A 20,746-nucleotide genomic window follows, 5' to 3' on the forward strand; every position below is an offset into this window, starting at 1 on the left:
TCAAGATTCGATCGTCTCGCGATAGGCGGTCTTCCAGCCCCACGCGCCCGAACCATAGCCGCGCTTCATGACCCGCTCTTTGTAGATCTGGGCAATGATCTCGCCGTCGCCGGCGAGCAACGATTTGGTCGAGCACATTTCGGCGCAGAGCGGCAGCTTGCCTTCGGCCAGCCGGTTCGCACCGTATTTCTCGTATTCTTCCTTGCTGCCGTCGGCCTCGGGGCCGCCCGCGCAAAAGGTGCATTTGTCCATCTTGCCGCGCGAGCCGAAATTGCCAACCTTCGGATATTGCGGCGCCCCGAAGGGACAGGCGTAGAAGCAATAGCCGCAGCCGATGCAGAGATCCTTGGAGTGCAGCACCACGGCATCCGCCGTGGTGTAGAAACAGTTCACCGGACACACGGCCGCGCAAGGCGCGTCCGTGCAGTGCATGCAGGCCATCGAGATCGAGCGCTCGCCCGGTTTGCCGTCGTTGATGGTGACGACGCGGCGCCGGTTGATGCCCCAGGGCACCTCGTGTTCGTTCTTGCACGCCGTGACGCAGGCGTTGCATTCGATGCACCGGTCAGCGTCGCAAAGAAACTTCATTCGAGCCATGTTCGTTGCTCCCTCAAGCCGCGACGATCTGACAAAGCGTGACCTTCGGCTCCTGCATGCCCGTCGCCGGGTCGTAGCCGTAGCTCGTGATGGTGTTGGCGCTCTCACCGAGCACGATCGGGTCGGTGCCGGCCGGATAGTTCTTGCGCAGGTCGGCGCCGCCCAGCCAGCCGCCGAAGTGGAACGGCATCCAGGCCACGCCCTTGCCGACACGCTCCGTAACCAGCGCCTTCATCCGGGCGCGCGAATTGTTTTCGGCGCCGCTCACCCAGACCCAGCCGCCGTCCTTGATGCCGCGATCGGCGGCATCGGCGACGCTGATCTCGATGAACATGTCCTGCTGCAATTCGGCGAGCCAGGGATTGGTGCGCGTCTCCTCCCCGCCCCCCTCATACTCCACCAGCCGCCCCGAGGAGAGGATGAGCGGAAACTGCTTTGCGATCCCCTTTTCGACCGCCGCCTTCTGCACGGAGAAGCCGATATTGGGCAGACGGAACTGCTTGGCGTCAGGCAGGGTCGGATACTTCTCCACCAGGTCGACGCGCGGCGTATAAATCGGTTCACGATGCACCGGAATCGGATCCGGCAGACCGAACGCGTTCATGCGCGCCTTGCCGTTGCCGAAGGGCACGCAGCCGTGCTTCAGCGCGACGCGCTGGATGCCGCCTGAGAGGTCGAGTGCCCAGGATACGGCATCCGGATTAGCCGCGTTGACCTTCTGGATCGTCGCCATTTCAGCCTCGGTGAGATCCTTGTCCCAGCCGAGCTTCTTCAGGCTTGCCAGCGTGAACTCGGGGTAGCCGTCCTCGATCTCCGACCCCTTGGAGAAGGATTTGTCGGCAAGCAGGCTCACCTTCCGCGTCGTGCCGTCCGGCAGTTTTTCCTCGCGCTCGATGCCGAAGCGTGGGCGGAAAGCGCCGCCGCCGTCCATGACATGCAAATTGTTGTTGTAGAGCAGCGGCGAGCCGGGATGTTTCACCTCCGGCGAGCCCCAACACGGCCAAGGCAGACCGTAATAGTCGCCGCCGACCTCCGGATCGTCCTTCGGCGCGCGCATCGTCACCAGATCGAATTTGTTCTGGTTCTTCATATGCGCCTTGATGCGCTCCGGCGACTGGCCGCAATAGCCGGTCGACCAGCTTCCGCGGTTGATCTCGCGGAGCACGTCCTCGGCGAGCGGAAGGTTGTTCTCGACCTTGATGTTCTTGAACATCTTGTCGGCGAAGCCGAACTTCTTCGCCATCAGGTAGATGACCTCGAGATCGTCCTTGGATTCGAAGATCGGCTTGACGATCTGCTCGCCCCACTGCATCGAGCGGTTGGAGGCGACGCGCGATCCCGAGCATTCGAATTGCGTGGCGACAGGCAGGATATAGACGCCGTCCTTCCGTCCCGCCTCGACCGCGAGCGACGCCCAGGTGGTCGGGTGCGGATCCGCGATCACCAGCAGGTCCAGTGCCTTCAAACCCTTCATCGACTCCGGAATGCGGGTGATGCTGTTGCTGGCGTGGCCTTGCACGAATACGGCCTTGACGTTGTCCTTCTGTGCAACGTCGGCCTTCGGCAACAGCGCAGCATCGAACCATCGCGTCAGCGGGATGCCTGGGGTCTCCATCTGCTTCTTCTCGTCGAAGCGGGAGACCAGGTACTCGTAGTCGACCTCCCAGACCCGCGACCAGTGCTTCCAGGCGCCTTCCGCAAGGCCGTAATAGAACGGCAGGGTCACGATATCGAGGCCAACGTCGGTTGCGCCTTGCACGTTGTCATGGCCGCGCAGGATGTTGGCACCGGCGCCCGCCTTGCCGACATTGCCGGTCATCAGCAGCGCGATGCAGCTCGCCCGCACATTGGCCGTGCCGACGGTGTGCTGGGTCTGCCCCATGCACCAGATGATGGTCGCGGGCTTCACGGTCGCGAACATCTTGGCGACGCGTTCGAGCTGCGCAGCGGGCACGCCGGTGACGCGTTCGACCTCCTGCGGATTCCACTTCTCGACCTCCTTGCGCAAATCGTCGAAACCGTAGACGCGCGAGGCGATGAACTCCTTGTCCTCCCAGCCGTTCTTCAGGATGTGCCACATCATGCCGTAGAGCACGGGAATGTCCGTGCCGGGACGGATCCGAACATATTCGGTGGCATGGGCCGCGGTGCGGGTCAGGCGCGGATCGAAGACGATGAAGTTCGCCTTGTTGAGCTCCTTCGATTCCAGGAGATGCTGCATGCTGACGGGATGCGCCTCCGCGGCATTGCTACCGATGAACAGCATCGTCTTGGAGTTGCGCATGTCGTTGATGCTGTTGGTCATGGCACCGTAGCCCCAGGTATTGGCGACGCCCGTGACCGTGGTGGAATGGCAGATACGCGCTTGGTGGTCGGTGTTGTTGGTCCCCCAGAACGCGCCGAGCTTGCGGAACAGATAGGAGCCCTCGTTCGTCATCTTGGCGGAACCGAGCCAGTAGACGGAATCGCTGCCCGATTTTTCGCGAACCTGTAAGAGCTTGTCGCCGATCTCGTTCACAGCGGTGTCCCAGGACACGCGCGTCCATTGGCCGTTCACAAGCTTCATCGGATAGCGCAACCGCCGATCACTGTGCACGAGCTCGCGTACGGAGGCACCTTTCGCACAATGTGAGCCGCGGTTGATCGGCGAATCCCAGCTCGGCTCCTGGCCGATCCAGACGCCGTTGAGCACTTCCGCGGTCACCGTGCATCCGACGGCGCAATGAGTGCAGATGCTCTTCTTGACGACGGCCCCGGCCGCGAGCGGTCCGGCCACCGCGGCTTCCGCCTTGCGCACACTGCCGATCGGCATGGTGCTGAGCGCCGCAAGCGCGCCGCCGGCAAGGCCGGACCTGCGCAGGAAGGAACGGCGATCCAGACCGCCGGCCTGACCCGCAAGGGATTCAGCGACGGAGCCGCGACGATCGGAACGCTGGTGTGTTCGCTTGATAAGCACGGGAAGCCTCCCTCAAGCCGGATAGCGATTGACGCGGTAATAGGTTTTTACGTGGTCGGATTCCTTGTAGCGCGCCTTGCGCTTCTCATCGTTGTTCTCGCTGTCGGCTTGTGCCGGCCCGACCAGCGGTGTCGCGAGCGTCGCGCCGGCGCCGACCGTGCCGATGCCGACCTTGCGCAGGAAATCGCGGCGTCCCACCTTGGCTTTCGTCTCGTCACTCATCGCATCTCTCCCGCACCGACGCGCGTCGGTCAGTTGGCGAATGTGAATGCTTCCGTCTCGATCTCGATAAAGGCACGGCCGAGCGCCCCCACGACCCGATAGAATCGGGCGTTGTCGGTGCTTTCCATGTCGGCGAACAGCCGCCCGATCCAGGGCGACACGTGTTTTTCAAAAAAGGCGCGTTGAGCCTCCGGCGAGGCGTCGAGGCTGCCGGCGGCAAAGCCCGACATGATCTCGCAGAGGATGGCGGCGTGATCCTCGGGCTCGGAATTGTTGGCGACCCGCTCGATGCCGAGCGCGGCCATATCCGCGCGCAGCCGTGACAACGGCCGCTCGTTGAGGAAGCCGGTGAGGTAGTACGAGGCATAGGGCAGCAATTCCCCGCGGCCGAGCCCGACGAACAGGTCGAAATATTCGCGCTCGGCTTTCGCCGCGACAGCGCTTGAGGCCGCCTCAGCCAACGCAACATGCGCGCGCCCGAGCGGCGTCGCGTCGCCCGTCAACATGGAAAGCTGGTCGAGCAATCGTCGCGACGGTGGCGCAGATAGAAGCGTTGCCAGAAGCGCGTATTCCTGCGCGCGCGCCGCATCGACGGGATCGAGTGGTTCTGCGGAGAAGGCCTGTTCGCTGTAGAGATCGGGCCGCAGATCGTTGCGAGCTACGCCGGTGGCGGCTTCGACTGCAACCACCCGTTGTGCGGGTACCTTGGTCCAGTTCGAGACGGATGGCTGGCTGATGCCGATTTTGCGCGCAAGCTCGGCTATGCCGCCCGCGGCATCGATCGCGCGATCAAGACCGTCATCCCGCACGTGGACCTCCCATCCGAGTCCCGTCTGCCTAGTCCCACCTGCTCGATTATTCTTTTGTTACAAAGCAGTATGCGGAGGGTAGTCCTGGTTCCACGGACGGTCAATCGCTTGACCATAGCCGGAGGCTATAGCCTTTCGTCGCGCTGCTCAGGACGGCAGTGCACCACCATGCGTGCGCGGCATGACGGGCTCGGCAAAATCCACGTGTCTCTCCGCCACGATCGGTTGCGCTGCAACAGGGGCTGTTGGCAGTTCCGGCGCATTCGCCTGCTCAGGAGCTTCGAGGGCAGCGCTCGTGTCGGCTTGATGCAATTCCTCCGAAGAATCCGCTGATTCACCAAGCGCATCGGGCAATGACTCTGCCACTTCGCGCACACCGCCAATGACGCGATCGACGAGAGCCGCCAGTTCTTCCGAGGTACAATCCAGCGGTCCAAATCCCGGCATTGCGGTCGGGTCGTTGAAATCCCATGCGTTCTCCGCAAGCCCGACGAAGTCGCGGATGGCAGGATCGGCGACCCAAGCGCGGCGAAGGGCCGCACGGCTCAACTCCTGTGGAATACCCTTGCGCAGGAACGCGGTGACGTCGGTCGCAGCGTTGATCTCGTCGATCGATGGCAGGCTTGAGAGGTCGAACTCGCTCTCGCCGTCCTTCGCAACGTCCTTTGCACCATCCTTGGCCTCGGGCGGCGGCGCGGGCTGCGCCTCGGCAGGCTTCGCCGGCTCTGGTCGCGACTCGCGCTTGCGGCGGGACCAACGCGCAAGGAACTCTTCCTCGCTCATTCCTGTCCGCCTTCATGTTCGCGCCGGGCGAGCGCCTCGGGGTCAGCCCGGCGCCGCTTGCGCTTGACGAATTCCCGCTCAACATGGTGCTCGACAATGAAGCTTTCAATCGCCTCCCTCAGCACCTCCGGCATCGGCACCGCCTCGACGAGATTGTCGGCAGCCTCGGTAAAGCCCTCGCCTTCCGAGGGATCGGCGGTAACGGTCGTGACGACATAGGGCCACACGCCTTCCGAAGGGGACAGCACGGTCCAGATGCTCGGACTGCCGGAGGCGAGATTGTCGCGATAGCGCGCCGTCTCGGACGGATAAAGATCCACGGTCGCGCTTCCGGCATAGAACAGCGTCGTGCCGTCCTGGTCGCGAAGCACGGTCCAGGGTCTCATGGCGGGCTCGTCCGGCAGGATGGCGACGCCACGCCAGATGAAATCGACCCAAGGGGAGTCGGCCTTGCGCCGCTCGACCACGACACCGACCGGAATCGACAGCAATGGCAGCGCCGCGGGGCTCATGTCACCATCTCCAGACGTTTGACCGGCAAGCCTGTCAGCAGATTCTGGGGCTTCATGCGCAGTTTTTGATCCGCCGACATCGACAGGATCAGGTAGACCGGCTCGTCCTCGACATCGTCGAGCGCGAGCATTGAATCGACGAAGGTGAGGCGGAAGAGCGCGAGCACACGCTCGGCGCTGGGCCCGTCGAGCTCCTCGCCGTGCCAGAGACGATCGCCGAGCCTTGTGGCATCGGCATCGAGCCCGACATACCAGGTGAGCTTTGCGTCCTGCAGTGCGCGCAGCGGTTCGATCGTGACGTCCAAATCGAGCAGATGAGAGAGCCAGCGCCTCATCACCTGCGCCAGGGCGGTCGGCCCCAAGCCGTCGGCCGTGAGGTCGAAGGCCATGTCGAACTGGTCGCTGCGCTGCCAATAGGCAGCAACATTCTCCGCGTTCAAGACATCGACCACCGCATCGGTTGTGGCGCCTAGCATCGACATCAGCGATAGCACCGGAGTTGGGCTAATTCCGCCGACAATCTCCTCGTCACCGAGCAGCAGGGCCTGCTCATGCGGCAGAATCCGCTGGGCCCGGAAGAACAGTTCGGCCGCGCGCAGCACGAACGGATCGTCGCAACCGTCGAGCGCATTGCGCAGGATGACGTGCACGAGCTGATTGACGAACAGCGGCGGCAGATCGTTCGCGCCTGCGCGCACCGTTGCAAGATAAGCGGCTTCGAGCGTCGGATGCCGCAACAGGAGATCGCGAAAGGCCAGCACGAACTGCCAGTTCTCCCGGGCGTCGGGATCGGCAATAACGGCGATTTCGCCGGCGCTGACCGGTTGGCGCGGATCGGAGAGCAATTCCCGGTGCAGCCGGCGTTCGACCTGACACGCATCCTCCGGCGGCATCAGTTCGGGACGGGCAAAATAGGCCTTGAGGAATTCGTCGGTAACGCGGAGCCCACCGCCCTCGTCGCGATCGAGCAGATGATGGCCGCAGGCAATCCAGAAATCGTTCATCTGGCAGTTGGCCTCCGGCCCAGATCCACAAGCTTGAGATTGCCGTCAGGCTCGATGTCGTCCTCCATTTCCATGAACGAGAACGCCTTGCCGTGCCCCTGCCCTTCGCGCAGTTGCAGTCGGCGGAAGGACTCGCGGACCTCGCCATCGCTTACGGCCCGGTGCACCGCAACAAGGGAGCTGATCGGATGGCTGCAGAGCGACTGCGAAAACGCCACCTCCTCTTCTGCGGCGCTCTTCGCTGTCGCCATATCCGGCGCGCCGAAACGATCGACCAGTTGCCCGGCAAGGAGATCGACCAGGTTGCGGTAATCGTCCTCGGTGGCCGGAACGATCTGCGCCAGCGTCGACCAGCCCCAGGACTGCACCCCGAGGAAACCGCCGCGGAAGGCCGCGCGCGCCTTGCCCTCGAGCTTCGCAGGATCGCAATCCCAAAAGCGGAAAACGCCGGAGACGGCCCATTCGCCCGGCTCTGCCGCCACGTCAAACACGAATGTGTCGGAGGGATCGAGCGCGATGGTACGCAGGAGCTTCACAGCCGCGGCCCCCCGAGTGCCGGATCGAGCCAGGATGGGGTCGCAAGCGCCTGGACGAGGTCGCCACGCTCGATCGCGCCCGCCCCAACCCGGCGCGTCAGCAGATCGCCGAGATCGTCGATGCGCCGCACGGTCTGTCGCTCGCGCGGCATACGCGAGACATAATCGCGCGCGACACCGTCAAAACCGTCTGCCTGCCAGCCGTCAATCACGAGCATCAGGTGCCGGGCAAAGCTCTCTGTCAATTGCTCGGCGCCGGCCTCACCAAACCCTTCCTGGTCGAGCGCCGAGGCAAGCGGGTGAACGCCCGGCTCGTCGTCGTCCATGGCAACCGTCCGGATCATGGCGCCAAACACCAGCCATGGCGGCGGTGTGTCTTCGTCGGCGTCGCGTGGCCATCCCAACCGTCCGCCGCCGACCAATCCCCCGTCGACCCTGACCGCGTCAGGCCAATCGATGGTGATCGGCTTGCTCGGCGGCGCATAGGCGCGCAGCGCATCGGTGAGTGCGACCATGCCGGCGTAGAACGCGCGACGCGCGCTGCACAGGGGCTCTCGGGGCTCAAGGACCACGGCAAACTCAGCAAGATCGAAGCGGCCGACATAGACCAATGTGCCCGCACCACTCTCCGGTGCAATGCGGCATGCATGGGCAAAAGCATCGCCACTCTCGCGCAGCCGCACCAAGGTGAACGGCGGCGGCAGGCGGATCGGTTCCACCGGGGAAACGTGGCTGACTGGGGTCGACGGCAGGCCGTCCTCCGCTTTCCTTTTCTTCCCGATGGATAATGTCTATACGAGGCAAAGGGCCGGCGCGAGTCCACAGTCGGCGCCCGACTAGCGGAGGGATTAACCTGTCGCAGCCGTCGAAGACCGTCTTGATCTGCTCGTGCGAAGACACGATGCGTCTCGACATGGCCGCGATCCGGCGCGGATGTCCGAACAGCGAGATCAGAGGCTTTCGCCATCTCTGCGGGCCCGAACTCGATCATTTTCGCAAGGCAGCCGCTGAGACTGGCCCGCTGACGGTCGCCTGCACGCAGCAGGCCGCGCAGTTTTCGGACGAGGCCGGCGAACGGGCCAAGGCGATCAGCTTTGTCAATATCCGTGAGACGGCCGGCTGGTCACACGAAGGGGCGCGCGCCGGCGCGAAAATGGTCGCCCTGTTGGCGGCCGCCTCCATCCCGGCGCCCGACTATCCGCTGGTCACCCTGTCGAGCGACGGCGTGATCCTGATCTATGGGCGCGACGAAGCTGCGATCGAGGCCGGCCGGCTGCTTGCGGATCACCTCGACGTCACGGTCATGCTGAAGCAGATCAGTGACACCGTGCCGCAGGCGGCAACGGTCTTCCCGATCGTGAGGGGCACCATCCGCTCTGCAAAAGGACACTTTGGCGCCTTCGAGCTCACGATCGACGACTATGCCAGGCCCCGCCCCTCCTCGCGCGATCGCTTCGTGCTTTACGCTCCCCGAGACGGAGTGACGTCGCACTGCGATATCGTGCTGGACCTTTCGGGCGGGATGCCGCTGTTTCCCGCACACGACCTGCGCGACGGGTATCTCCGCGCCGACCCGAACGATCCCGCCGCGGTGCTGCGCGCCGTCTTGACCGCACGCGACCTCGTCGGCAGTTTCGACAAGCCGAAATATGTCGACGTTACGCCCGGTCTTTGCGCCCATTCGCGCTCGAAGCGCACGGGGTGCCATCGCTGCCTCGATCTCTGCCCGACCGGCGCAATCACGCCCGCCGGCGATCATGTCGCTGTTGATCCGAACATCTGCGCGGGCTGCGGGCAATGCGCCGCCGCCTGCCCGACTGGCGCTGCATCTTACACGTTACCGCCCGCCGATACGCAGCTTCAAAGACTTCGCGCCATGCTGCTCGCCTACCACGCGGCCGGCGGCGCCAACGCGGTGCTGCTGTTCCATGACGGCTCGCACGGCACACCGTTGATCGAAGCTCTGGCACGACATGGCGACGGTCTTCCCGCGAACGTGCTTCCCTTTGTCGTCAACGAACTCACGCAGGTCGGGTTGGAAGCGATCGTCGGCGCATTCGCTTATGGTGTAACAGCCGTGCGCTATCTGCTGCGCGCAAAGCCGCGCCACGATGTGACCGGACTATCGCAGACGATCGGCATGGCCGATGCGATCCTTGGCGGTCTCGGCTTTGATGGCCAGCGCGTCGCCACGATCGAGACCGACGACCCTGACGCGCTCGGCAGCCATCTGACCGGCATCGGCCCGCTCGCGGCGGTCGCAACACCGGCGACCTTCAGAACCGTCGGCAAGCGGCGCGACCTCCTGCGCTTCGGCCTCAGCGAGCTGCATCGTCTTTCGCCAAAGCCGGTGGACGTGATTGCGCTGCCGCAGGGCGCACCAGTCGGCGCGATCAGCGTCGACACGGACGGCTGCACGCTGTGTCTCTCGTGTGTCTCCGCCTGCCCGACCGGCGCGCTGCGCGACGACCCCGAGCGGCCCGTGCTGAAATTCATCGAGGACGCCTGCGTGCAATGCGGCCTGTGCCAGACCACCTGTCCGGAAAAGGTCATCACGCTCAAGCCGCAGATCGATTTCCGCGCCGCCCGCGCTCCCGCCGCAGTCATCAAGGAAGAGGAGCCCGCGCTCTGTGTCCGCTGCGGCACCGCGTTCGGGGTGAAGAGCACGATCGACCGGATCGCCGCCAAGCTCGAGGGGCGGCACTGGATGTATCCCGCCGGCGACAAACGGATCGAGGCGCTCAAGATGTGCGCCGACTGCCGCGTCATCGTCATGAGCGAGCAGCAGTTCAATCCGTTCAAGGGCATTCCCGAACGCACGCCGCCGCGAACGACGGACGACTACCTACGTCAGCGCGAGGGCAAGGACTAGGCAAGACCAGCAGACATCTACGCAGGGGCAGGAAACCAGGGGAAGCATCACCATGTCTCGTTTGATCACAGCTCTGTCGACGTGCTTGATCTCCATCGCTTTCGCCGGCGCAGCGGCCGAAGCTGCCGCTCCTCCACTGACCAAGGCACAAAAGGTTGCCGTGAAACAGGCGATCGCCGCCTGCAAAGCCGAGGCCAAGGGCAAGAAGATCGCATGGCTGTCGCGTCGCAAATACGTCAATCACTGCGTCGCGGAAGCGCTCAAGGAGCACCCCAGCATCGACGTCATTCAGATCCTCAAGCAACATCCGGAGATGCGGGATCTTCCGATGGACAATTGGGATTCGATCTGAGAGGCAGCTATCGCGACGTCACGCGGCCCAGGAAATCGGTGAGCGCGCGGCGATCCTCGGGCGAGCCGATGCGCTGCTCCGGCATCTTGGTACCGGGGGTGTAGGCGTTCGGTCCAACCTCGAACAGCTTTGCAACCGTCTCCGGCGTCCAGACGATGTCCATCGTCTTCAGGGCATCGGAGAAGCGGTAGCCCGGCAGCGATGCGATCTTACGGCCAAACAATCCGGCAAGCGTCGGGCCTGCGCGCTGGACCTCCTTGTCCGACAGCGTGTGGCAGGCAACGCACGCCCGGAACACGTCGGCGCCATGATCGCCGGCATAGGCAGCGAGCGGATCGGCCGGTGAGCCCATCAGACTCGAGCCGACGGGATCGCCGGTGCGTGCATTCCACCGCCTGATCTTGCCGTCCGCGCCCCCCGTCATCAGCGTCTCGCGATCCGGAAGGAAGGCAACCGACCACACCGGCAGCCCGGGCCCGACCAGCGTGCGTAGCAGGCTGCGCGACTTGCGATCGATGATCGCAACTGTGCCGCCGATGCCGGCCGCGGCAATCAGCTTGCCGTCGGCCGACATGGTCACGGCCACCACTGGTGTTGGGCCGGCCGATATCTCGCCGCTGACCTTGCCGTCCGTGGTCAGCATCCGCAACATGCCGTCGACCGCGCCTGTGACGATTTCACCGTCCGGCGCCACGGCTACTGCGTTGAGCGGCGCCGGCAACGTCACGACTTCAGGCTGGCCGCCCGACAACCGCCAGATGCGCAACGTAAGGTCATAGCCGGCGCTGACGAGCGACCTGCCGTCCGGCGTGAAGGCGACTCCGTTGACGTTCTGCGAATGCCCTTCGAGCACGCGCGACACGCCGTCCGACAGCGACCAGAGCCGCACCGTCCGATCCCATGAAGCCGATGCGAGCAGTGCGCCGTCGGGGGAGACCGCGAGTGCGACGATTGGACCGACGTGTCCCTCGAACACCCGGTCCGGCTGCCGCCGGCCCGCCTTCCAGACCGCAATTCGTGCATCGGCACCCGCCGTGATCATGCGGCCGTCGTTCAGAAAGGCGACGGCATTGACCGCATCAGCATGATACCGCAGCACCTCCTCCGCTGTCTCCGCCTTTAGCGACCAGCGAATGGCGGCTGAGTCGAAGCTGCCGGACAAGAGGCCGTCCCCATCGGGGGAAATAGCAAGAGCCCGCACGGAGCCGCCGTGTCCCGCCATGTCGGCGTGCACGGATGATACGGCCAAGATGGCCCACAAGGCTGCGGCGCCGCCCGCGCAGAAAGGTAGTGTCATTGACCCTCGCCGCGTCCCGTTCACGCTCTCAAGATTGCCAGAAGAGCCGACGGAGGAGAATATCCGAACCGATCTATTTGGCTGGTGCCGTCGTGGTTTTGGAGGATCCTTGAGGCGCGGCCTGCATTCCAGGCGGGCTCTGACCCTGGGGACTTTCGGCGGGCGCGTCACCCGAGCCTGTATTGATGGGGCCCGTCCAGCCTTGCGGCTGTGGTTGGCCCTTCTCCTCGGGAGGGGTTGGTGCCGCAGATGAGTTGGTTTGCGCGGGTTGGGCGGAGGCGCTCTGGAAGAAGCAGAGTGCCGCGAAGCACAAGATCGTTGTTGGCAATTTCACGTCGGATCCTCCGGTGCGTGTACTAAACAGGGCAACGCTGCCTTCCGTTCCGGAGCGTGCATTGCAACAACCTGACTTCGCTCATCCTCCGCTTGAACGCCGGTGGTCCGAAGACTAGTCTCGCGCTGGTCACGTCAAGGACGACTGGCATGCAGGGGCCAACGCGGCCATTTCTGCGGATGATGGCGCGGCTGCGCGCTGTCCGCGCGCTCGATGGGCCGCAAGATCCCATTTCCCGAGAAGCCTCGCCCTTCCTGATCCTCATTGCCATCGTGCTTGCGCTTCTTTTTTCGATATTAGAGGTCGACCTGAATAGCGCGGCGCTTCAGTCGGTAGGCTTGATGGGCGATGGATTTTCCATCGATCCCATCTTCAAGAGCCCATAAGATCGCTTGTGCCTTGGTGTGCGATCAACGAGTTTGCTCGCGGCAAGCCGTGTCGTATAACACCTTGACGTTTCGATCGAAGGAGGCTGCGGATGAAGGCTTTTCTTCTTGGCTGCGTCGCGGCCATGGTGGTCGCGATTGCGGGAATGGTGGTCTTGAATCGGGTCCAGGAGCCCGTCGCCCAGGCGTTTGCTACGACCGGCGTGCGTCTCTAAGACACTCAAATCTCGCAGAGCGTTAGGCCCCGTCGGCCGGTGCCATTCTCCACGCTTCCGCATGCGAAAGACCCCACGATCGTCACGGCTTTCGAGACCGTCGGGGCATCCTCTATCGGCAAGATGACACGCGAGGAGTTCGAGAGCATCGAGCAACTTTCGTGCACAGGCCTTGGCGTTTGCGGTGCAAGGTATGCTGCAAACGCCGAGGGTGTGGACCATCACAGCGTTCGGCGCACCTTTTCTCGACTATCCCTACCCGTTTTGGCCATTCGGTGCATACGAAAGCTGGAGTGCACATCCGTAGCGGCCTTCACTCAATCGGCATCAGGAAACAGGCGCGTCGGAGCCCGCTACAAGACATTGATGCGACTGAGGCTTTCCGACGGCGCAAGGGCGCCGAAGGATGGGTGACCGCGAAGTCGGCAAGCCAGGCCGGTGCTTCGCGTGGAACCCGGCGAAGGCCGTAAAACCCTGAGTTCGTGCAATATTTTTGGACAGCTATTGCATGATAATCATAATATAAAGGACTATCTCCGCTTCGACCGCAGTTCCGATGGGAGGATAAAATGCGCAGGACTGGTGCACACAATTTTCCGGCAATTGATCGCGTGATCTATGGCAAACCGGCGGCCGAGGCCATCAACGAAGAAGCGGAACGACTGAAGGTAACGCGCGTCTTCCTTATCGTCAGCCGCACCTTGAACACCCAGACCGACGAGATTGAGAAAATCCGGCATACGCTGGGCGACAAACATGCTGCGACCTTCGACGGAATTGCACAGCACACCACGCGCAAGCAAGCTGCCGAAGTTGCGCTCCACGCCAAGGAAGCCCACGCCGACCTCGTCGTGGCCGTCGGCGGCGGTTCTGCCGTTGACCTCGCCAAGATCGTCATCATGGCGATGGAGCACGATATCCGCGATGAAGCTGGCTTCGATCCGTTCCCCATGGGCCCGGGCGTGAGCCATTCCCCGTTCCGCACGCCTGCAGTCCGACAGATCGCCGTGCCGTCAACGCTGAACGGCGGCGAATACAATGCCGCAGCGCTTGTCACCGATGAGCGCAACAAGCTGAAGCAAATATTCTTTCACCCCCACATGATGCCGGTGGCAGTCATCCTCGACCCTGCCCTCACGCTTCATACGCCTTCGAACCTCTGGATGGGATCTGGCACTCGCTCCATGGATCACGGCATCGAAGCATTGTGCTCGCCAGCTGGCACCCCCCTTGCTGACGAAGTGGTTCTGGCGGGTATCCGCACGCTGCGCGATGGAATGCTCCGGACCCTGCAACAACCTGACGATTTCGAGGCGCGCCGCTTGTCTCAATACGGCTCATGGCTTGCGTCCTTTGGACTGCAGGCACGCGTTCCCATGGGCGCAAGCCACGGCATCGGCCACGTGCTTGGTGGGACTTTCGGGGTTCCTCACTATTATTGCACGCCCGTCATCATGCCGAGCCTTCTTCGCTATAACAAGCCGTTCACCGATGACGCGCAGAAGCGTTTGGCGGCAGCTTTGGGGGCTCCCGGTGGGGACGCGGCAGACGCCTTTGCGGAGTTCGTCAGGCAACTTGGACTACCGGGCCGCCTCGCTGAGGTCGGCATCGGCGAAGACAAGTTCGGCAAGATCAGCGAAATCGCGATCAACCATCGCTTCGTCAAAGCCAATCCGCGCCCCTTCAACGACCAAGCCGAAATCGTCGATCTGCTGCGGATGGCCGCGTAGCTGCCAAGGCGGCGGCCGATGGTAGAGGCACGGCCGCTTGCCTCCGCCATCGGCCCGCTCCGCCCAGAAGCCAACGTCAGTTAAGCCGTTTCTCAATTGTCGGCCGAATGCGTTCTCTCGCAGTCGCTCGCGACCGGGCTGCCCAAAGCCTGCCGTCCGGCCTCCAGCAGGAGGTCGGACAAACGCTTGTCGTCGACTGCACGCGCCAGCACGACCGCACCGACCATGGTCGCAATTGCGCCGGCGGCGCTCTGTCTCACATCCGATGACGGCCTCGCCGAGGTCAGCCGCGCGATGATATCGATCATCTTGCTGAGCCCCCGTTCAAGGGTGCGCCGCGCCTCCGGACCTGAACGTCCGATGTCGGCGGCCAAGGCCGGCAGCGCGCAACCGCGCCCCGGATCGTCACGGTGGAGAGGACCCAGGTAAGACTCGACAAGTGCGTCGAATCCCTTCCCGGCGGGCAGCCCCTGCGTGAGGCTGAGCCAATGCACGATCGTTCGATCCATGGCCAGGGCGAGCCCTTCGACGACCAACGCGTCGCGCGATTTGAAGTAAGCGTAGAAGCTGCCATGCGTCAGATTGGCGAGCTTCATCAGGTCGGCCACACTCAGGCCATCGGCGCCGGCCTGGCGCAGACCGCGGGAAGCGCTTTCGACGATGCGTCTGCGGGTATGCTGCCCATGGTCTTTCGGGTAACGCATCGCCTGCTCCGGGATGGCACAAGATATTCGCTGTTGACGATCCCATCCCGGCCGGAGCTTCCAGCCCGCGCGGAGACGACGAAATGTCGTCTGCAGCGCGGATCGCAAGCCGTGGCTTCACGCGACCTTGAGATTGGCCCCAGTGTCGGCATCAAGGAATCCCGTCAGCCTGCCCCTGATCAATCGCTCGGCGTCCGCCATGATGCGGTCGATCAACTCCTTCACGGTCGGAATATCGTGAATGAGTCCGACGACCATGCCGCAGCTCCAGGCGCCCGCGTCCATGTCGCCGTCGATCATCACCCTGGGATAGACGCCCGCTACCTGATCATGGATGTCGTCGATCTTGAGGTTCTTGCCCTTCTCGCGCTCGACCTCGAGCAGATGCTCGACGCCCTTGTTGTTCAGGACCCGCTCGGTGTTGCGGAGAGCGCGCATAACGAGCCTGGTGTCGAGCTCGGACGCCGCGACCAGCGCCTTCTTGACGTTCTCGTGCACCGGCGCTTCCTTGGTGGCGATGAACCGCGTACCCATGTTCATTCCCGCCGCTCCCATCGCAAGCGCCGCAACCAGGCTGCGCGCGTCGGCCATGCCGCCGGATGCCACGAACGGGATCTTCAGTTCTTCGGCCGCACGCGGCAGCAGGATCATGTTGGGCATGTCATCCTCGCCCGGATGGCCGCCGCACTCGAAGCCGTCGACGCTGACGGCATCGCAGCCGATCTGTTCGGCCTTCAACGAATGCCGGACCGAGGTGCATTTGTGGATCACCTTGATGCCGCCCGCCTTCAGGGCCGGCATGTATTGTTCAGGGCTACGTCCGGCCGTCTCGACGATCCTGACGCCGCCCTCCCTGATGGCAGCGATATACTCCGGATAAGGCGGGGCGCTGAAGGTCGGCAGGAAGGTCAAGTTCACGCCGAACGGCTTGTCCGTCATGTCCCGGCAGCGCGCGATCTCCTTGGCAAGCAGCTCCGGCGTCCGCTGGGTGAGGCCGGTGATCAAGCCGAGCCCGCCGGCGTTGGATACCGCGGCCGCCATTTCGGCGAAGCCGACATAATGCATTCCACCCTGGATGATCGGATGCTCGATACCAAACAGTTCAGTGATCGCTGTCTTCACGAATGATCTCCCCGCGTTTCCGCTCAGTGGATGATTTCAAACAAGCCCGCGGCGCCCATGCCACCACCGATGCACATGGTCACCACGCCGTATTTCGCCTTGCGCCGCCGTCCCTCGATCAGGAGGTGGCCGGTGAGCCGCGAGCCGGTCATGCCATAGGGGTGGCCGATCGCGATCGAGCCGCCGTTGACGTTGAGCTTGTCCGGATCGATGCCGAGCTTGTCGCGGCAATAGATCACCTGCACCGCATACGCCTCGTTGAGCTCCCAGAGATCGATGTCGTCGATCCTCAAACCGTGGCGCTTGAGCAGACGCGGGATCGCGGCGACCGGGCCGACGCCCATCTCGTCCGGCTCGACGCCGGCGGCGACGAATCCGCGGAAGATACCGAGCGGCTTCAGCCCCTTGCTGGCTGCAAACTTTCCGCTCGTGACCACACAGGCTGAAGCACCGTCCGAGAGCTGGCTGGCATTGCCCGCGCTGATGGTCTTGCCCTCGAACACCGGCTTGATCTTGGCAAGGCCCTCGGCCGTGGTTTCCGGACGCGGGCCCTCGTCTTTCGTGAGCGTCACCTGTTCGTAGGTGACCTCCTTGGTGTCCTTGTTGACGAGCGCCATCATGGTCGTAAACGGCACGATTTCATCGCTGAAGCGGCCGGCCTGCAGAGCGGCGCCGACGCGGCGCTGGCATTCGAGGCTGTACTCGTCCTGCTTGTCGCGGCCGATCGTGTACCGCTCGGCGACGACCTCCGCCGTATCGAGCATCGACATGTACATTTCGGGCTTCATCGCCATCAGCTCGTCGTCGACGGCGTGGAATTTGTTCATGTGCTCGTTCTGCACGAGGCTGATCGACTCGATCCCGCCGCCGATGGCGACCTCGACCCCGTCCAGCATCACCGAGCGCGCGGCAACGGCGATGGCCTGCAGGCCGGACGCGCATTGCCGGTCGATCGTGGTGCCGGCCACCGTCACGGGCAGGCCAGCGCGGATCGCGCCCTTGCGCGCCACATTCATCACCATGGTGCCTTGCTGCATCGCGCAGCCCATCACCACGTCTTCCACCTCGCCCGGCGCGATGCCGGCGCGCTTCACGGCTTCGGCCATCACATGCCCGGCCATGGTCGGGCCGTCCGTGTTGTTGAGCGCGCCACGATAGGCCTTGCCGACGGCCGTGCGTGCGGTGGAAACGATGACTGCTTCAGTCGTCATGCTGGCCTCTTCTCTTTACGCGGCCGCATCCAGCTGCGCGTAGCGCAGCACGTGGAACGCGGGATCGCCGAACTGGATGTTGATGGAGGAGATTCGCTTGAAATAGTGTCCGACGTTCAGCTCGTCGGTCATTCCCATGCCGCCGTGAAGCTGCACCGCCTGGTCGGCTACGAACTTCCCGGCATAGCCAATCTTCGACTTGGCCCCGGAGGCGAGCCGCGACAGGCCTGAATCACCGGCGTCGAGGCTGAGATTGAGATGCTGCATCAGGGAGAGCGCCTCCTGATGGGCAATGAACATGTCGACCATGCGATGCTGCAACACCTGAAAGGAGCCGATGGCGGTGCCGAACTGCTTTCGGGTCTTTGAATAGTCCAGCGTTGCGGCATTCAGCTCGCCGATCGCGCCGACGACCTCGGCGCAGAGCGCGCCGATCGCGCGGTCACGACAGGTTTCCAGCGCGGCAACGCCCTCGCCTTCTGCTCCCAGCAATTGCCCGCGGACCTCGCGCAAGCTGATCTCGGCGGCGCGGCGTCCGTCGATGGTCTTGAAGCTCTGGAGATTGACGCCCGCGGCATGGCGGTCGACCACGAACAGGCTGACGCCGCCGCGGTCGCGATTGTCGCCGGCGGTCCGGGCCGAAACGATCAGATGATCCGCCCACGGTGCTGCCATCACCATGGTCTTCTCGCCGCTCAGAACGTAGTCGTCTCCCTCACGCCGCGCCTTGGTCGCGATATTGGCGAAATCGAACCGGGAGGCCCTCTCGGTCCAGGCCAGCGCCCAGATCCTGGAGCCGTCGATGATGCCTGGGATGAATGCCTGCTTCTGCTCGGACGTGCCAAGCTGCTCGATCAGGCCGCCAGCAAGCACCACCGTTTCGACGAAAGGCTCGACGACGAGGTGACGGCCGAACTCCTGCATGACGATCATGGTCGACAACGGACCGCCGCCGAGGCCGCCGGCATCTTCGGAAAACGGTGCAGCGAGCAGGCCGAGCTCGGCGAAGGCCCTCCACGGCGTCCGGCTGAACCCCTCCTCGCTCGCCACGATCTTGCGCCGCGTCTCGAAATCATACTGGTCGCGCAGAAGGCGCTGAACGCTGGATCGCAGTAATTCCTGCTCTTCCGTGAACTGAATATCCATCCGGTCCTCCCGATCCGCCGTGGCTTAGAGCCCGAGCACGGCTTTGGCGATGATGTTTCGCTGGATCTCGTTGGATCCGCCGTAGATGCTGAGCTTGCGCGCGTTCAGATATTTCTCGGACGCGGTGTGGCCGTAGTCCGGACCCGGCATGAAGTGGTTGTCACTGACCGGATGCTCGCGGATGGCAAGACCATAATTGCCGATCGCGCGGTGCGTGAGCTCGGTGATGTCCTGGAAGATCTCGGTGCCGCGGATCTTGAACAGCGACGCCGCCGGACCGGGATCGATACCACGCGCCATCTGGGCGACCACGCGTAGTTCGGTCGCCTCCAGCGCCAGCACGTCGAGCTCGACGCGGGCGATGTCGCGTAGAAATCCCAGATGCGCCGGATCGTCGGCCGGTATCTCGGCCTTCACGATCTGCTTCAGCTTCCGGAGATAGCGGGTGGACCGGCCGATGCCCGCCATGCTGGTGCGCTCGTTGCCGAGCAGGAACTTGGCGTACGTCCAGCCCTTGTTCTCCTCGCCGACCAGGTTCTCGACGGGTACGCGGACGTCCTCGAGAAAGACGTCGTTGACCTCGTGACTGCCGTCGATCGTGATGATCGGCCGAACGGTGACGCCGGGCGACTTCATGTCGATCAGCAGGAAGGAGATTCCCGATTGCGGCTTCGCATTCGGATCAGTTCGCACCAGGCAGAAGATCCAGTCGGCGTGCTGGGCCAGCGTGGTCCAGGTCTTGTGCCCGTTGACGACGTAGTGGTCGCCCTCGCGCACCGCCTTGGTTCTGACGGTCGCAAGGTCCGAGCCGGAGCCCGGCTCCGAATAGCCCTGGCACCACCAATCCTCTCCGGAGAGAATTCGCGGCAGAAACTTCTTCTTCTGCGCCTCGTTGCCGAACGTGTAGATCACCGGCCCGACCATGGTCACGCTGAAGGCAAGCGGCGGCAGCGTTCCCGCCCGGGAGGTTTCCTGCTCAAAGATGAACCGCTGTGTGACCGTCCAGCCCGGCCCGCCATACTCCTTGGGCCACAGCGGCGCGATCCAGCCCTTCTTGTGGAGGATCCGGTGCCAGAGCAGTGACTGCTCCTTGGTCAGGTCGGTCTCCGGATTGGGCACGCGCATCTCCGCCGGATAATTGTCCGCGATGAAGGCGCGCACTTCATCGCGGAAAGCCGCGTCATCGGCAGACAGCGCAAGCTCCATCGTAAGGGCCTCCTTACCACTTCTCGCCGAAGGGACGGATTTCCAGCTCGAATGTCCACGCGCTCTTCGGCTGCTGATAAAGCTGCCAATAGGACGCAGCGACGGACGACGGCGGCATCAAGAGATCGGGATCGTCGAGCGCATTCGGACCGAGTGCCTCGAGCCGGCGCTGCCGCACCCATTCCGTATCGACGCCGGAATCGATGATGAGATGCGCGACGTGAATGTTCTTGGGGCCGAGCTCGCGCGCCATCGCCTGGGCCACCGCCCGCAGGCCGAACTTCGCGCTGGCAAAGGCGGCATAACCGCTGCCGCCGCGGAGCGACGCTGTCGCGCCGGTGAAGAAGATCTTGCCGCCGCCGCGAGGCAGCATCAGCCGCGCGGCCTCGCGGCCGGCGAGAAAGCCGGAATAGCAGGCCATCTCCCAGACCTTGCGGAAGACCCGCTCGGTCGTATCGAGGATCGGAAAGTTGACGTTGGCGCCGATGTTGAAGATGCAGACCTCGAGCGGCGCATGCTTGTCGGCATCGGCGAGGAAGGAGATGACCTCCTCCTCCTTGCGGGCATCCAGCGAGCATGCATGGATTTCGCCTCCGGCGGCCTCGATCTCCTTGACGAGCGGCTCGAGCTTGGCCCCGTTCCGGCGCCCGGCGAACACCGTGAAGCCCTCCGAGGCGAACTTCTTGGCGATCTCGCCGCCGATATAGTCGCCGGCACCGATCACTGCGACGGTTGCATTTCTCTTTTGCATG

Annotated in this window: 21 protein-coding genes; 5 read left to right on the forward strand and 16 right to left on the reverse strand. The window is 63.7% G+C overall.

Features of this window, described 5'->3' with window-relative positions; genetic code table 11:
• The 9 genes from fdh3B to XI03_RS39155 form a co-directional block, all read right to left on the reverse strand.
• Window positions 1-597 (reverse strand): formate dehydrogenase FDH3 subunit beta, encoded by a 597-nt coding sequence (gene fdh3B / locus XI03_RS39115; protein ID WP_028143626.1) that lies wholly within the window; start codon window positions 595-597, stop codon window positions 1-3.
• 13 nt (window positions 598-610) lie between these two features.
• Window positions 611-3,553 (reverse strand): formate dehydrogenase subunit alpha, encoded by a 2,943-nt coding sequence (locus tag XI03_RS39120; protein ID WP_038948933.1) that lies wholly within the window; start codon window positions 3,551-3,553, stop codon window positions 611-613.
• A gap of 12 nt (window positions 3,554-3,565) precedes the next feature.
• Window positions 3,566-3,775 (reverse strand): twin-arginine translocation signal domain-containing protein, encoded by a 210-nt coding sequence (locus XI03_RS39125; RefSeq protein WP_028143624.1) that lies wholly within the window; start codon window positions 3,773-3,775, stop codon window positions 3,566-3,568.
• A gap of 29 nt (window positions 3,776-3,804) precedes the next feature.
• On the reverse strand, window positions 3,805-4,584 hold the full coding sequence (locus XI03_RS39130) for a molecular chaperone TorD family protein (protein ID WP_271595101.1): 780 nt from the start codon (window positions 4,582-4,584) through the stop codon (window positions 3,805-3,807).
• Window positions 4,585-4,731: 147 nt separating this feature from the next.
• On the reverse strand, window positions 4,732-5,367 hold the full coding sequence (locus tag XI03_RS39135; protein ID WP_271595102.1) for a DUF3306 domain-containing protein: 636 nt from the start codon (window positions 5,365-5,367) through the stop codon (window positions 4,732-4,734).
• Window positions 5,364-5,879: a DUF3305 domain-containing protein gene (locus tag XI03_RS39140; RefSeq protein WP_271595103.1), complete on the reverse strand. Its 516-nt coding sequence runs from the start codon at window positions 5,877-5,879 to the stop codon at window positions 5,364-5,366. The genes XI03_RS39135 and XI03_RS39140 overlap by 4 nt, the downstream gene beginning before the upstream one ends.
• Window positions 5,876-6,883: a DUF6352 family protein gene (locus XI03_RS39145; protein ID WP_271595104.1), complete on the reverse strand. Its 1,008-nt coding sequence runs from the start codon at window positions 6,881-6,883 to the stop codon at window positions 5,876-5,878. Before XI03_RS39145 ends, XI03_RS39140 begins: the two co-directional genes overlap by 4 nt.
• Window positions 6,880-7,419, reverse strand: coding sequence for a DUF6505 family protein (locus XI03_RS39150; protein WP_028143619.1), 540 nt, complete (start codon window positions 7,417-7,419; stop codon window positions 6,880-6,882). Before XI03_RS39150 ends, XI03_RS39145 begins: the two co-directional genes overlap by 4 nt.
• Window positions 7,416-8,138 carry a biotin/lipoate--protein ligase family protein gene (locus XI03_RS39155; RefSeq protein WP_240536273.1) on the reverse strand — a complete coding sequence of 241 codons (723 nt, stop codon included), beginning with the start codon at window positions 8,136-8,138 and terminating at the stop codon, window positions 7,416-7,418. Before XI03_RS39155 ends, XI03_RS39150 begins: the two co-directional genes overlap by 4 nt.
• A gap of 182 nt (window positions 8,139-8,320) precedes the next feature.
• Between XI03_RS39155 and XI03_RS39160 the strand changes: the two genes are divergently transcribed.
• Both XI03_RS39160 and XI03_RS39165 read left to right on the forward strand, forming a co-directional pair.
• Window positions 8,321-10,291, forward strand: coding sequence for a 4Fe-4S binding protein (locus tag XI03_RS39160; protein WP_271595105.1), 1,971 nt, complete (start codon window positions 8,321-8,323; stop codon window positions 10,289-10,291).
• 52 nt (window positions 10,292-10,343) lie between these two features.
• Window positions 10,344-10,643: a hypothetical protein gene (locus tag XI03_RS39165; RefSeq protein WP_038970411.1), complete on the forward strand. Its 300-nt coding sequence runs from the start codon at window positions 10,344-10,346 to the stop codon at window positions 10,641-10,643.
• 7 nt (window positions 10,644-10,650) lie between these two features.
• On the opposite strand, the gene XI03_RS39170 is transcribed toward XI03_RS39165, so the two are convergent.
• Window positions 10,651-11,940: a c-type cytochrome gene (locus XI03_RS39170; RefSeq protein WP_271595106.1), complete on the reverse strand. Its 1,290-nt coding sequence runs from the start codon at window positions 11,938-11,940 to the stop codon at window positions 10,651-10,653.
• 483 nt (window positions 11,941-12,423) lie between these two features.
• Between XI03_RS39170 and XI03_RS39175 the strand changes: the two genes are divergently transcribed.
• From XI03_RS39175 to XI03_RS39185, 3 genes are all read left to right on the forward strand, one after another.
• Window positions 12,424-12,660, forward strand: coding sequence for a hypothetical protein (locus XI03_RS39175; RefSeq protein WP_038970429.1), 237 nt, complete (start codon window positions 12,424-12,426; stop codon window positions 12,658-12,660).
• 92 nt (window positions 12,661-12,752) lie between these two features.
• A complete protein-coding gene (locus XI03_RS39180) occupies window positions 12,753-12,875 on the forward strand; it encodes a hypothetical protein (RefSeq protein ID WP_256379433.1) in 123 nt (40 codons plus the stop codon).
• 569 nt (window positions 12,876-13,444) lie between these two features.
• Entirely contained in the window at window positions 13,445-14,605 is a 1,161-nt protein-coding gene (locus XI03_RS39185; RefSeq protein WP_271595107.1) for an iron-containing alcohol dehydrogenase, read from the forward strand.
• 92 nt (window positions 14,606-14,697) lie between these two features.
• Here XI03_RS39185 and XI03_RS39190 read toward each other — a convergent pair whose 3' ends face one another.
• The 6 genes from XI03_RS39190 to XI03_RS39215 form a co-directional block, all read right to left on the reverse strand.
• The gene (locus tag XI03_RS39190) at window positions 14,698-15,309 is read right to left on the reverse strand and encodes a TetR/AcrR family transcriptional regulator (protein ID WP_271595108.1); all 612 of its coding nucleotides are present in this window, start codon (window positions 15,307-15,309) and stop codon (window positions 14,698-14,700) included.
• A gap of 117 nt (window positions 15,310-15,426) precedes the next feature.
• Complete coding sequence (locus XI03_RS39195; protein WP_271595109.1) at window positions 15,427-16,431, reverse strand: NAD(P)H-dependent flavin oxidoreductase; 1,005 nt, start codon at window positions 16,429-16,431, stop codon at window positions 15,427-15,429.
• A gap of 23 nt (window positions 16,432-16,454) precedes the next feature.
• Window positions 16,455-17,642: an acetyl-CoA C-acyltransferase gene (locus XI03_RS39200; RefSeq protein WP_271595110.1), complete on the reverse strand. Its 1,188-nt coding sequence runs from the start codon at window positions 17,640-17,642 to the stop codon at window positions 16,455-16,457.
• A 15-nt stretch (window positions 17,643-17,657) separates the two neighbouring features.
• Window positions 17,658-18,788 (reverse strand): acyl-CoA dehydrogenase family protein, encoded by a 1,131-nt coding sequence (locus XI03_RS39205; protein ID WP_271595111.1) that lies wholly within the window; start codon window positions 18,786-18,788, stop codon window positions 17,658-17,660.
• A gap of 24 nt (window positions 18,789-18,812) precedes the next feature.
• The gene (locus tag XI03_RS39210) at window positions 18,813-19,994 is read right to left on the reverse strand and encodes an acyl-CoA dehydrogenase family protein (RefSeq protein WP_271595112.1); all 1,182 of its coding nucleotides are present in this window, start codon (window positions 19,992-19,994) and stop codon (window positions 18,813-18,815) included.
• Window positions 19,995-20,007: 13 nt separating this feature from the next.
• Entirely contained in the window at window positions 20,008-20,745 is a 738-nt protein-coding gene (locus tag XI03_RS39215) for an SDR family oxidoreductase (protein ID WP_038970433.1), read from the reverse strand.
• Window position 20,746 lies beyond the last annotated feature (1 nt).

It is taken from the genome of Bradyrhizobium sp. CCBAU 65884, from assembly GCF_028128835.1.
Taxonomy (GTDB): Bacteria; Pseudomonadota; Alphaproteobacteria; order Rhizobiales; family Xanthobacteraceae; genus Bradyrhizobium; species Bradyrhizobium ottawaense.